Source organism: Bacillus sp. 166amftsu (assembly GCF_900107445.1).
GTDB lineage: Bacteria > Bacillota > Bacilli > Bacillales > Bacillaceae_G > Bacillus_A > Bacillus_A arachidis.
In genome coordinates, this window is the sequence record NZ_FNQA01000028.1 from 1 (window position 1) to 13,386 (window position 13,386).

The window sequence follows — 13,386 nt, forward strand, 5'->3', positions numbered from 1 at the left end:
GCACGTCACCCTTTCTCATTAACATAAGAGAATAGTAACGTGCTTTTAGCTTCAAAAATAGTCTAAATCCTTAAGTTGATGGATGTGGGGTACCATCCCATGCCCATCAACCTAAATAAACTCTGATTTACTCCTTTGTATGGAAAATGGATATTTGAAAGTTTCTGCTTCAATTCAATAAAAAAAACAAAAAGAACTTGTGAATCTACAAGTTCTTTTTTAGGTAAGGTGACAAAAAAGGGAACAAAAACTATCTTATTAGGCATATTCAAAAAACATGGGGATTTGTCTTGATAGGTCTATTATATAACAAATATTAACATTCCAAGAGTGTTATTTTGAAAATTTTGTGAATTAAGAAAATAAATAGTTTATCCTTTTTATATTAGGGGTCACTATACATAGCCATCAAGCTAAAATTTTATAGTACCCCCAGAATGAAATTTTGTACTAACTTGTAACAAAAAGCTTATTTTTTCATTTTGGGGTAATCTTGCAAGAGGCTTCGTTTTTTTGCACCAGAACCCTAATCCACCCCTTAAATAAAATTCAAATTCAATAACTCGTCCTGCTTGTACCATCCTTACTATCCGATAGTTTTTTCACTTCAACAAAATTTGCCATTTCTATTGGTACTATAACACCTCGTGCTATACACGTTCCCCTCTCAATTACATGTGCCTTCATATTCGTTCCTAATGTCCGTTCTATGTTATCTACTATAACACCAACTTCTTCACTATAACCACTATACACCGTTTCAAGAACCACCCTTAGCTTTGTCCTGCTTGAGATCTCAATATGCGGTCGCACTTGAAGCTCATAACCCGGTGGGATTTCAAAAGCTAACCCAGTAGGAACCACCTTCGTTTCGCCTGGCCAAATAATGATATCTTCTGCCGCTATCAAATCAAATCCTGATCCATCAAGCTTCGTATATCGTGGAATCTCTAATGATTCTTTTAATCGTTTGATTTTTACTCGTAAATTCATTTCCTTTCCCCTTCCATCTCATAACCAATGTTTGTTATCAATTTCTTTCTTCTGTTTAGTATTAGATATGTAATCTCGTTATTTGCCACTGTGCTACTAATTTTTCATCTCATTTAGTCACTTATTCTCTAGTCTACATTCACAATCCATTGATCGTTCATATACCTCAATACATGTTATTTCATCTCTCTTTTGTTTCGTTTCCGCTAATAACTGAGTAATTTCAAAAACACGGTTTTCCATAACTTGCATTAATCCCCACCTCCATTCCAATAAACTCCCAATGATTTGATGTATGCTTTCGTTAAAACTATTCTTCTACACAACGTTTCTTGGGCCCATTCCAATAAACAGTACCGAGATTAAACTTTTCATACACATAAAAAGAACATTTTTGATTTTTAAAGGGATCTTCCTCATAAATTTCCATCCCCCTCGTACCCTTTAATCCCATATATGAAATCCAGGTAGTATCCTTTCGTATATATCATTAACTAATGTAAATCCATAATCCATATCTTCTACCATCAAAACAGTCACTTACTCTTTCCTAAAACGCCTCTTAATTAGAACAAGTGCATTCCCTACCACAGAATTCAAAGATGTAATTAATCCACCCTAAAACTTAACTTTAATCATCATTATTACCATCTTTTTCTAATACTTCCGTTAGTTCTTCACTATTCCCTTCATACAGTTCTCTGCCATCTGTTAATTTAAATATGTTTCTCTGAATCAATATTTCTATCAGTAACTCTCGTCTATCCATTTTCTAAAACTCCTTACTTTCATAATATTTTTCTTTTTTGCGCCAAAATTATTTAACCATAAACAATAGGGTTTAGTTGTGTAACAGCTTTATCACCTGGCTGTAATCCTGGAAAAAATCGGTTTAAATGAAACTTTTTCGTATCATGATTACCAGGATCAATAATATTGGCATCTTCGCTATAATAAGTTATTGTTATTACCTCTCTCGTAAAATTAGATGTATTAGCTGCTGCACTATGAAGTGTCAAACCAGAGTGGAAAGTAACATCTCCTATATTCATAGCACCGTAATTTTTTTCTTCTAAACCTTCAATAATCACTTGTTTCATTATTTTTTTAATAGATTTATCGCTGTATGTCATTTTCTGAGATTTTGAAATAAATTTCATTGATCCCATATCTCGGGGCAGACTTATTAGAGGAATCCAGGCAGTAATTAATTTAGAAGTATTAAGAGGATAGAAGTCTAGATCATAATGCCATTTTGTCTCTAGATTATGTGGTTTTTTAAAGTAAGCAGCGTCATTTAGAATCCTTACTTTTGTCACTCCCATAAGTTCTGCTGCGATCTTTGCTAAATATTTGTTGAATATAAATTTTTTAATTTCATCGTTTCTTTCCCATAGATTGATATCAAATAAGAATGTTTTATAATACTGATCCTCAGCTAAACTAGGTGCCGATAAATAGACTTCATCCCTTATTTGTTGCCTTATATTTAGAATTTCTTCATCATTTATCAGTTTTTTTAAAAGAACATGCCCATTTTCTTTATAAAATTGAATTGTTTCCAGAGATATTTTCATTTTTTATTACCTCCGTATTAATCTTTATTAAATAGGTATAATTTTCTAAATTTTGATCAAAAATTAACAATATTAATGTTCATACAAATATCTAATACCTATATATAAAAAAAATAGTATCTTCAGTTATTTTTTCGTTATTAAAAAATCTTCAATTACTAAATAATCCATTTTAGATTCTAAAAAACACTTCACTGCATCTATGGGACTTTCTACTATAGGCATATTATTAGTATTAAATGATGTGTTTAAAAGGAGAGGGATATTAGTTTTGTTCTTAAATGCAGAAATTAACTTAAACAGTTTATAATTGGTAGATTTATTAACTGTATGAATTCGAGCGCTTCCGTCTACATGTGTAACTGCTGGAATTTTAATAATTTTTTCATTCTTAACAGGAGATATCATTAGCATATAATGTGAAGCAATATCGAGCTCAAAGAAATCAGCTTGATATTCTTCAATGATAGTTGGAGCAAATGGCCTAAAGTTTTCTCTTTTTTTTATACGATGGTTCAGAATTCCCTTCATTTCACCTTGCTGAGGGTTTACAAGTATACTTCTGTTACCTAAAGCCCTAGGACCAAATTCAGACTTTCCTTGGAACCACCCAATTATTTTATTTAATGATATAAAATTTGCCACCTCATCATATAGATTCAAAGGTTTCTCATAGGTCAGCTTATTATCATACATTCTTAAAATATCTAAAATTTCTTCTTCTTGATATTCTTTTCCTAGGAAGGGTGAAAAGTGATAAAATTCTTTTTTAGGTCTATTATTTAATACATGATAACCATACAAAGCGCTTCCTATTGATAGCCCTGAGTCTCCTGCTGCTGGAAAAACGTATATATGTTCAAAAGGGGTTTCTTTTAATATTTTGTAATTTGCAACACTATTCAAAAAAACCCCACCACTTAGGCAAAGATTCTTAGATTTGGTTTTTCTATAAATAAAATTCGCAAAACCAATAACTATTTTTTCTAAATGAAATTGCACAGCATAAGCTAAATCGGCCTTTCGTTGAAATATTTCTGATTCATCCGTAACCTCTTGTAGAATTTTCTTTATAAACGCCTTCATTTTCTTATTCTGATTATATGTTCTTTTAAAATTCCCTGTATTTATATTAAAATAATAAAATCTCTCAAACTCTTTGACATAAGTATCCTTCCCATATGCTGCAAGTCCCATAGTTTTTCCATCACCTAAAAAGCCAAATCCAATCTCCCTTGTAATAGAATCGTAAAATTCTCCTACTGAATTAGCAGGAAAAAAATCATTTATCATCTGACCAGATATTTTACCTAATTCTTTAATCTTATTACCATTTCCATAATAATAAGATACAGTTTCTATAGATTCTAAATCTTGAGATTTTCTACTAAAACCAACATTACTCCCTCGCCCGTCAATAACTAAAATAGCCGATTCAGCATAATTAGAAGTGAAATAACAGCTACTGGCATGCGCTAGATGGTGGTTAATTAAAATAATTTTATCTCTAAATTTTGTATAATAAAGTTCATTCATCAGATCATTTCCAATAACTAGATCTAATTGATCTATAGGTATTTTTGCAGCTTCCAAACAATAAGTAGAAGCTCTTGATCGGGCTATATGAATACTATTATCTGGCAAAAGGGAATGTTTGATTTTATTTAGCCTCTCTTCTTCTATAGCATATTTAATTTCTCCATTTTTTAAAATACATGCTGAGAAACTATGACCACTTCCTCCTAATCCTAAAATATTCATTTTATTAACTCCTATTTCTCATATTTAAAAATATCTTTCCTAGTTTTATACATGGTTATAATATTATTTTTTACTTTCCTCCTTAACCTGGCCCCAAATATATTTCATTTCTTCTGACCTTAAAAGCAAATCTTCAAGTTTCCCTTCTGCCTCTATTTTCCCTTCTTTAAGAACTATAATTTTATCTGCCCGTCGTAAAGCTTCTCTGTTTTGTGAAGCTGTTATGATTGTTTTATCTAATTTAAAAATGTTGTTCCAGAGCTGCTTTTCTGTTTGAATGTCCAACGAACTTGAGACATCGTCCATTACGTATATATCCGCATCTCTAGCAAACATCCTAGCTAATGATGTTCTTTGAACTTGTCCACCTGATAATTTGACTCCTTTAGAACCTATAACTGTATCGGCATAATGTGGCATTTTACTAATATCTTTTTCGAGAGCCGATATTTTTAAGGCCTGGTACATATATTCATCTTTTAAACCCAATAAAATATTTTCTCTTAAGGTCCCGTTAAGTAAGATAGGCTTTTGAGGACTATAAGCGATTCTTGGAGGAATAAGAGAGTCAGTGGGATTTTCTATTATCTTATTATTCCATAATACAGTCCCTTTATCTTTTTGCAGAGCTCCTATTAGTACTTTTAATAATGTGGTCTTTCCTGCACCTGTCCTACCTGCTATTACAATAACTTGTCCCTGATCAATTTTTAAGTTAATATTTGAAATACCATTTGAACTCTTTGGATAATGAAAGCTAACATTTTTCAACGATAAGCTTTCAAGAGGAGATAATACGGAATCTTTCGGAGGTATAAAATCCGTGTTTTTTTTTAGGAATAGTGGTTTATGATTCAGGATATTTTTTCTGGAGAAGACATCGAATAATTCAGAAATCCTATGAAGTGAAACATTGGTTAATTTTGCTCTAGCTAAAAACAATCCTATCGTATCTATCACTTCAGTGATAAAAGGTAGTAAATAGGTAAATATTGCGAACTCCCCTATTGAAAATCTACCGTTCTTTAGTTCCTCTGCAGCAACTATTAAAAGAATCCCCGTCCCTATTAAATTTATGTTAGAAAATAAAGATTCTATAACTTTCGACAAGAGTATATCCCTTATTACTTTTTTTCTTCTGGTGTTACTTAATTCTGTTAATCTGTTAACAGCTCGTTCCTCTGCCAATCCTAATTTGATAGTTTGTATAGAATTAAATACCTCTCCTATAAATCCCGAAACCTCACTGGTTGCCTGTCTATTTTGTAATCTATATTCTTGTAACCTTACTTTTAAAATATTTAAGATTATAGTAATAATAATAATAGGAGTAAACACCCATATAGCTATATACTTATCAAAATTATATAGAATTATGAAGGATACAATACTAAATAAAACACATCCTGGAATAAGCATGGAGTTTCCGACTAACCTTGCACATATGTTTACATCATCCCGAAAATGATTAATGATTTCTCCAATGGAGTTAGTAATATTTCCACGACTTGCTGAGCGTAAGGACTGAACAAAAAGATTCCGTCTAAGCAAGCCAGTTGAATAAAATTCTAGATAAATATGACTGATTGAGGCTAAGAAATAGATTACTGCCCTTGCTAAAATTAAACAAAAAAAGATAATTATTAAATTCCATACATAGCTAAATTCAATATTGGTTTTGGAAAAGGAATCAAAAATATATTTAGTAACCAATCCCGTACCTAACGGTGAAAAAATGAAAAGGGACCAAAGTAATACATTTAAAAAGTATATGGTAGGCTTATACGATATTAAAGACTTTAAGAGCTTTAATGAGTTTATTGAATTCAATGTACATCCTCCTCGCTCTGGCTTAAAAGTTCCTTAAATAATGAGTTAGATTGTAACAATGATACTTTTTCTCCATACTCCTTTATTTCTCCATTTTCAAGAATCATTATTTTATTAGACTCGGATAATATATTTAATCTGTGAGCAATGATAATGGCCGTTTTATTCTCAATAAGTTTTTTGAAAGCGACTTGTATTTTTTTCTCCGTGTAGCGGTCAATTTTAGAAGAAGTTTCATCTAAAATAATAAGCTTTGGATTTTGTAAGAAAACACGTGCAAAGGCAAAAAGCTGTGCTTCTCCTGAAGATAAGAAATTTGATGAAATTTTTGTGTCCAATCCATTGGGGAGACTTTGAAACCAACTAAGAAGTTCTATATGTTCTAAAACATTTATTAAAGTTTCATCTGTATATTTATTGTTAAACAAAGTGAGATTATCTCGAACTGTTCCATGAAAAATATGAATTTCCTGCGAAACTAAAGAAATCTCTTTACGTAAAGATTTAATTTTAATATCTGTGATGGGGATATTATTTATTGTTATTTGTCCTTGATTTACATCATAAAGCCTCATTATAAGTTTTACCAATGTGGACTTACCGCTTCCCGTTCTGCCTATTAAACCAAGTGTTTCACCTGAATTTAATTTAAAATTTATATTGTTAAGATTTATTCCTTTACTCGAATAACCAAAACTTACATCTTTAAATTCTAAGGAAATAGAAGATGATTGTATATCTATTTTTCCATCAGTAATTTCAGGATTCATATCTTGAAGTCTTCTTAACCTTGAAATTGAAGCATCAGCAACTTGCAAATCTTCAAACTGCCTGCTTATTTCCTCGATTGGTCTAGAGAGCAAACCAATATAGAAAACAATCATGTAAGCCGTTCCAATTGAAATCTCATTATGAAACCAAAAAATAGAACTAATTGCTAAAGCAAATGTATTCCCTGCTCCAATTAAAAATATTGTAGAGGTAGCTACAGCCTCTTGAAATAACCAGGCACTTCTATGAAAATGAAACCATTTTCGCAGAAAAGCATAAAAGCGATAAACTATATAATTAGTTGCTCCGTTTTTATTTATGTCTTCAATGCCTTCAATAGATTCTCCTAAAAAACCGAAAAAATTAGAATTTATTTCAAGATATTTTTTCCAAAAGGGCTTTGATTTTTTTCTAAACTTTTGAATTACATAGAATGAGATTATTACAAAAGCACAGGTTGACAATCCTATTATTACATTTTCCAAAAACAAAATAATTAAAATCCCAATTAATAACAGAGTATGCGTTAACAGTAAAATTGAAAATTGAGAAAAGAAATTCAATAATCTCTCAATATCTCCATCCACTCGTTCAATCATTTCTCCCGCGCTTTTCTCATTGTGAAAACTCATATCCATTTTAGAGCACTTTAAAACAATATCACTTCGTAATTGATTAGTACATAACCATCCGATATTGACCCCTATGGTCTCTATAAGTACTCTCAATGCTTGGCCTAATACAGACAAAATAATAAAGGAGATTCCAATTAATATCAAAGTGTCTAATGGGGATTTCGTTGTAGCGCTATCAATAAACTTTGCAGTCATTTGTGGAATATAAAGCTGTATAACAATATGAACTATAACCAAAACAAATAATAGAATTACCGATCTTTTTTCCTTTAATAAATATGTTGATAACAACTGATTGTAGTTTTTAAATGTATCCGTGTATTTTTTCATTAACATCACCTTATTTAATATAGATAATTTACAATTTTTATCTATTTAACAAACTCTTTATATGGTATGTAGCAGTAACTACAGGATTGTAGTTGTTAATTCGTTCTGCTAATTTCTTGGATCTAATATTAATTTGTTTATTATTTAATATTGAATCACTAATCTCTTGAATTTTGATTACATTCTTTGAATCAAGTATTTTACCAACTCCAAGGTTTTCAATAATACTTCCTAGATGAAAATGATCAGCACCTAAAGGAAGTACAACCATAGGAATGCCATATTTTAGGGCCTTTTGAAGTGTTCCACATCCCCCATGGGTGATTACCAAATTTGTGTATTTAAATAAAATATTATGATTAGGAAACTCCCTAATAGATATAGTATTCTCTGTAACATCCCCACTGAGTTTATAGTCATTAGTTAATGAAAGAAAAAGGGTATATGGATTCTTATCAAAGGCCCGAATACTAAAATCAAGCATTTTTTGGGTGAGTTCTTGAAATTCAAATCTTGGAACAGATGAAGTACAAATACTAATTGTGGGCGAAGAGAGGTTTTTTTTAATCAATAATTCTAAAGTAGGATTTTCTTCTTCGTATGAACAGTCTCCAACGACTTTACTGGCTGGTGGTAAAGCTTCAAAATCATTAATAAGTTCCGGATATACTAACACAAGATGTAAATGAGGTGATAAGCCTAAATAATCTCCTCTTGTTCTTTTAAAATTTGTTAATGGCGGAAGGGCATGTTTTGTACGAATTGTATTTAATTCTATAAGTAGTAATTTTCGGATTCTTTTATTAACAACCCGATTTCCAGGGACTTGGTCGTCACGAATTGGAACCGTAGTCTGGAAACTTACCCAGGGGATATTAAGGATTTCAGCTATATAGGCAGGTGCACATAATGAAGAATCATTTATTATTAAGTCAATATTTTTATCTTGTAATTTGATGAATAAGTAGTTTATCATTTCCTCAATAAAAATATCGGGATACTTATCCCACCCCAGTTCTTCATAATCTAATCCGGCTCGATATATTAAAGAACTCAGGGATTTATGTGTAAAAACAGTTACGTTATGTCCATTTTTTTTTAATTCTTTTGCTATACCTAATGCAGGTATAACATGTCCTAATAATCTCTGACTCACAATAATAACATTCGCCACAATTTCACCTCATTACAAATTATTTAAATGAACTAAATCATCTGTAATAAAATTCCCCTCCTTTAGTACCATTACATTATCAAAGTATAATTCCCCTTTGTTTGTTTGATCCATGGTCTTCGTTAAGTCCCAATGGATTTTCGAATCATTCCCATTATAAGATTCACCATAAGCTTGTCCTAAAGCTAAATGAATACTTCCTTTTATTTTTTCGTCATAAGGCAAGAGGAATAATGGTTTTTTAATAGCAGTATTTAAGCCAATACCAAACTCCCCTATTTGAATTGCACCTTCGTCAGTCTCTAATATTTTAGATAATTCAATATCATTGTTGCTTTTTGCACGAACAACTTTTCCATTTTTGAATGTCAAATCAATAAAATCAAAATGTATATTTTTATAAATACTTGGTGCATTAAAACGAATGTATCCTTCAATTGACTCTTTTTTAGGAGATGTAAAAATTTCACCGTCAGGTAAATTATTCCTACCATCGCAAATAATAACAGGATTAGACTCTAAAGAAAAACTAAGGTCTGTATCAATAGCTTTGATTTGAACTATCTTCGAATCTTGTAAACGCCTTTTTAGTGGTTCACAACTAAGTTTTAAAGCCTTATAATTAAACAGGCATGCCTTAGTAAATATATCATTAAAATTCTCTTTACTCATATTTGCCCTTTGAGCATAACTGCTTGTTGGATAGTTAAAAGTCAACCACTTTTTATTTTTTAAAATTATGCGTTGAAGGGGAACATGATAAAACTCTTCATATAAGGCCCTCTTGCTAGAAGATACATCGCTAAACTCAAAAAGGTTATCATCAACAATAATAGTTATTACTGTATCCATTTTATCTATTATCTGGCAGTCGATTTCGAACATTCTAGTGATTTGAAATCGAGATGAACTTTTAACAAGTCCTTTTAAAATCTCTGGCGGACAAATCTTTAAGTATGGAACTGCCCCTATCTGACAAAGCTTTTTATATAATTCCTCCACAAAGATATTAAAACCACCGATCACATGGAGGTAAATTCTCTCTTTTTTCTGGACATCTAATGAATGCTGCAAAATAAGATTACAAATTTTTTCGATATTATTTTTTTTCATTGAGATTAATCAAACTAACTCTTTGAAATTACAAAATATTTTATTTTCATGAATTGCTACTTTTTCTAAATAATAGTTTAGTTTTTCTCTATAATCTTTTTGTTTCTGCCGCTTCCACTTCATTAGTATACCCATTATTAATGACCAGAGATTACATACAGTCCATAATTCCTCTATCCATTCAGATTGAATGAAAGGTTCTGGTACTGCCTTTTGAATTACAGCTACTTTCCAAAGCTCTCTTAATTTTCGATAATAGTTTATATCAAACTCTAGCTGCTCTAAACTATTTACCAGAATATCTTTTGAAGTTTCCCTTACTGACTTCACAAAACGATTTAAATTTTCTATTCCCCCTTGTTCAAACATATTATCTATACTTTCTCGTAGCAAATTTTCAAATTGCTGTTCCCAACTTTGTTTTTCAGATAACTGTTCTAAATAAGAAACCCCTAAAATATCGGAACTTTTAAACGATTCATAAAAAGTATCTACTGGCAAAACCCCAAGGTTATTTTGAAAGTACTCTTTTTTTCCAGTATCATCAAGTATCTTTACGTATGAATCATTTGTTTCGAGCACTAGCGCCCAATGAACTACATCGTGTATTTTATAATAATTTGAAAATGGTACATTTAAAGAATTAAAATAAATCAAAGCATAGCCATTTTGAATATATGTTTCTTCTATTGTATTTTTAAAGGAATTAAGGCTTGTGCATTTTATTTTTCTAAGCTTCCAGCCATTCTTCAAAACAGGCTCTTTTCTTCTTAATAGCAAATCGTTACTAAAACAATCAAAGGAGTTTAAGAACATTCTTATTAAGTTCTCCTCTCCTTTAAGTGTTAAAATTTCTTTGATACTTAGCTGTTTGCAATCTAAATTTCTCTCACAAAATCCATTTGTATCAGGGAACTTCCATTTTACACCACCATTTAAAGTATTAGCCATTGTGTATCTCCTTTTGATTATAATAATGAAGGATTATTTTTACTCATAGCTGGATCCCCTGGATATAGCCCTGGAAAAAAACTCACCATGTGGCTCTCCAATATTTTATTTCCTCTTGGGTCCTTAAGCATTTCACCATCTGCAAAATAAGTAATAGTTAATATTTCTCTTGTTTTTCTTGTTTCATTCCCAGGTGCACCATGAACAATTGACCCAATATGAAATGTAGCATCACCTGCTTCCATTCCTTCATATATGTCCATCGGTAATTTCTGTCTAACAGCTTTATTTATAATTCTTATAGGAGATGTGTTTCCATCAGAAAGCTTATGAGAACCTGATAAAAAAAAGAGACTTTTAAGTCCTTCATTTAAATCTACTAATGGCATCCACATTGTAATGACCTTCTGAGAATCAATTAAAAAAGGATCAACATGAATTGGCGTTGCATCACCACCAGGCTCTTTAAATAATGCACTGTCATAATATAATCTAACATTATCAGTTTCTAATAATGCTGCCGCAATACCAGCAAATCTTTTTGCCAGGATAAACTCTTTTAAATTTCTATCATTTTTCCAGAGATTCATTGATTGTAAAAAAGCCCTATTATAAGTATTTTTTCTCTCATCTAAAGGCTTATTTTGTTGTTTAACATTTTCCATTAGCTTATTTAAATATGGCTTATATAAATTAATTTCATTTTTACATGCCACACCTTTTAATAAAATATGACCTTTATTATTAAATTTCTCGATTTCATTAGAACTTACAATGTATTTACCTGATAGAGCTAGGCTTCTTTTTGTAAACAAGATAAGCACCCCCTCTCACTAACTTGGAACTTTTTTGATAACTCAAGATGCTCTTAATGAATAAACAATAAGGAAAATAACATATGCATCAAGACCATAAATCTACGAACAATATTTTTATGGTGATTTACACTATTTTAAGTATTAGCCCATCACTCAATAGCAGAAAAAATGGAGGGTCATTAGGAAGTAATTGGGGAGGAAAGTTTTCTAAGAGAGATGAAATCAATTTACGTTTTTATCCCTTATTATACAAATAAACGAGATAATTTTATTACATGTTCAAGAGAGTTTACTATTTCCTTCTTGGAAATAACAGGTTTGGCATTAAATTTTATTTCATTAATAAATTGATCAACAACTCCAGAATTCAGTAAGCCGTCATTTCTTAAATAAGGCTCTACCTCAATGTGTTTCTGTTTTCCATTGTTATATAGAATGTCAATACCAAAGTACGAATCGCCAAAAATAATGGTTCCTTTAGTCCCATATATAACAGTCCTATGATCCTGTAAAGGATTACGCCAACTTAAACTAATAGTTCCAATAACACCTTTTTTCATTTTGAGAATTATTACGGCATTTTCATCGATTTCCCACTGACCACTGTTACTTGAAAAAGCACTAGACTCCTTAATTTCGTCACTTAAAAGCCACTGAAAAAGATCAATCTTATGAATTCCTAAATCTCCTATCACTCCAAATCCAGCCATTTCTTTATTGAAAAACCATGTATCTTTCCCTTCGACACTCCAATGATTTGGCCCACCATGTTTAAAGTTTGTTGTAAATTGAAGAATATCTCCTATTTCCTCTTGAGCTAACAAATCCTTAACTCTTCTATGAACAGGACTGAGCCTTTGATTATGTCCAACCATAATTACCCTATTATATTTATTAGACATTTTAAACATGTCCCTGCATTCCTCAATTGTTGTTGCAATGGGTTTTTCAACTAGTACATGTTTTCCAGCTTTTAGAGCTTTAACTGCTATTGACCAATGTTCTTTATTAGGAGTACATATCGAAATAGCATCTATTTCTTTTGAGTTAATAATATCTAAATAATCAGTGGATATATGAGGAATCTGATGATCTCTTCCAACTTCTTTTGCTCTTTTCAATGAAGTATCACATAGTGATAAAATTTCGGCATGCTCATTATTTTTATATTCAGGAATGTGTCTCATCTGAGAGATTTTTCCTGCTCCTATTATTCCCACTGCTATTTTCTTTGACATCTTTTAAATCTCCTTTTTTTTATCAAAATAATGGTATCTGCGCAATAATGCCAGATTCAAAGGATACATGATTCTCCATGGTTGATAATAATAGAATTGGTAATCATCTTGAAAATTATAATATTTATCAAGTTCTGATTGATTTTGTGTTCCTTTATTATCTTTTTTATTTTCTTTATCCTTTTCCATTTGTAA

The 13,386-nt window shown here is 31.0% G+C and carries 13 protein-coding genes; all 13 read right to left on the minus strand.

The features are described 5' to 3' along the window. Window positions 1-555 precede the first annotated feature (555 nt). Window positions 556-993, minus strand: a complete 438-nt coding sequence (locus tag BLV40_RS25625) for a dUTP diphosphatase (RefSeq protein WP_090695204.1) — start codon at window positions 991-993, stop codon at window positions 556-558. Window positions 994-1,110: 117 nt separating this feature from the next. Next, entirely contained in the window at window positions 1,111-1,245 is a 135-nt protein-coding gene (locus BLV40_RS29690) for a hypothetical protein (protein ID WP_280138969.1), read from the minus strand. Between the two features lie 379 nt (window positions 1,246-1,624). Further along, a complete protein-coding gene (fbpA, locus tag BLV40_RS25630) occupies window positions 1,625-1,762 on the minus strand; it encodes a Fur-regulated basic protein FbpA (protein ID WP_090695208.1) in 138 nt (45 codons plus the stop codon). Window positions 1,763-1,814: 52 nt separating this feature from the next. Then, complete coding sequence (locus BLV40_RS25635; RefSeq protein WP_090695212.1) at window positions 1,815-2,570, minus strand: phytanoyl-CoA dioxygenase family protein; 756 nt, start codon at window positions 2,568-2,570, stop codon at window positions 1,815-1,817. 126 nt (window positions 2,571-2,696) lie between these two features. Next, a complete protein-coding gene (locus BLV40_RS25640) occupies window positions 2,697-4,331 on the minus strand; it encodes a carbamoyltransferase family protein (RefSeq protein WP_090695216.1) in 1,635 nt (544 codons plus the stop codon). Window positions 4,332-4,394: 63 nt separating this feature from the next. Next, on the minus strand, window positions 4,395-6,161 hold the full coding sequence (locus tag BLV40_RS25645; protein ID WP_090695219.1) for an ABC transporter ATP-binding protein: 1,767 nt from the start codon (window positions 6,159-6,161) through the stop codon (window positions 4,395-4,397). Next, complete coding sequence (locus BLV40_RS25650) at window positions 6,158-7,897, minus strand: ABC transporter ATP-binding protein (protein ID WP_170833711.1); 1,740 nt, start codon at window positions 7,895-7,897, stop codon at window positions 6,158-6,160. The genes BLV40_RS25645 and BLV40_RS25650 overlap by 4 nt, the downstream gene beginning before the upstream one ends. 37 nt (window positions 7,898-7,934) lie before the next feature. Further along, a complete protein-coding gene (locus BLV40_RS25655; RefSeq protein ID WP_139265620.1) occupies window positions 7,935-9,071 on the minus strand; it encodes a glycosyltransferase in 1,137 nt (378 codons plus the stop codon). Between the two features lie 12 nt (window positions 9,072-9,083). Then, a complete protein-coding gene (locus tag BLV40_RS25660; RefSeq protein ID WP_090695230.1) occupies window positions 9,084-10,184 on the minus strand; it encodes an aminopeptidase in 1,101 nt (366 codons plus the stop codon). Between the two features lie 9 nt (window positions 10,185-10,193). Then, the gene (locus BLV40_RS25665) at window positions 10,194-11,135 is read right to left on the minus strand and encodes a hypothetical protein (protein ID WP_090695232.1); all 942 of its coding nucleotides are present in this window, start codon (window positions 11,133-11,135) and stop codon (window positions 10,194-10,196) included. 17 nt (window positions 11,136-11,152) lie between these two features. After that, a complete protein-coding gene (locus BLV40_RS25670) occupies window positions 11,153-11,950 on the minus strand; it encodes a phytanoyl-CoA dioxygenase family protein (RefSeq protein WP_170833712.1) in 798 nt (265 codons plus the stop codon). 248 nt (window positions 11,951-12,198) lie between these two features. Further along, a complete protein-coding gene (locus BLV40_RS25675; RefSeq protein ID WP_090695239.1) occupies window positions 12,199-13,191 on the minus strand; it encodes a Gfo/Idh/MocA family protein in 993 nt (330 codons plus the stop codon). Between the two features lie 3 nt (window positions 13,192-13,194). Beyond that, window positions 13,195-13,380, minus strand: coding sequence for a hypothetical protein (locus BLV40_RS25680; RefSeq protein ID WP_090695243.1), 186 nt, complete (start codon window positions 13,378-13,380; stop codon window positions 13,195-13,197). Window positions 13,381-13,386: the final 6 nt, after the last annotated feature.

Bases quoted from the DNA above. Each gene is read 5' to 3' on its own strand.
- BLV40_RS25625 (WP_090695204.1), bottom strand. From the start codon at position 993: ATGAATTTACGAGTAAAAATCAAACGATTAAAAGAATCATTAGAGATT.
- BLV40_RS29690 (WP_280138969.1), bottom strand. From the start codon at position 1,245: ATGCAAGTTATGGAAAACCGTGTTTTTGAAATTACTCAGTTATTAGCG.
- fbpA (WP_090695208.1), bottom strand. From the start codon at position 1,762: ATGGATAGACGAGAGTTACTGATAGAAATATTGATTCAGAGAAACATA.
- BLV40_RS25635 (WP_090695212.1), bottom strand. From the start codon at position 2,570: ATGAAAATATCTCTGGAAACAATTCAATTTTATAAAGAAAATGGGCAT.
- BLV40_RS25640 (WP_090695216.1), bottom strand. From the start codon at position 4,331: ATGAATATTTTAGGATTAGGAGGAAGTGGTCATAGTTTCTCAGCATGT.
- BLV40_RS25650 (WP_170833711.1), bottom strand. From the start codon at position 7,897: ATGAAAAAATACACGGATACATTTAAAAACTACAATCAGTTGTTATCA.
- BLV40_RS25660 (WP_090695230.1), bottom strand. From the start codon at position 10,184: ATGAAAAAAAATAATATCGAAAAAATTTGTAATCTTATTTTGCAGCAT.
- BLV40_RS25665 (WP_090695232.1), bottom strand. From the start codon at position 11,135: ATGGCTAATACTTTAAATGGTGGTGTAAAATGGAAGTTCCCTGATACA.
- BLV40_RS25675 (WP_090695239.1), bottom strand. From the start codon at position 13,191: ATGTCAAAGAAAATAGCAGTGGGAATAATAGGAGCAGGAAAAATCTCT.
- BLV40_RS25680 (WP_090695243.1), bottom strand. From the start codon at position 13,380: ATGGAAAAGGATAAAGAAAATAAAAAAGATAATAAAGGAACACAAAAT.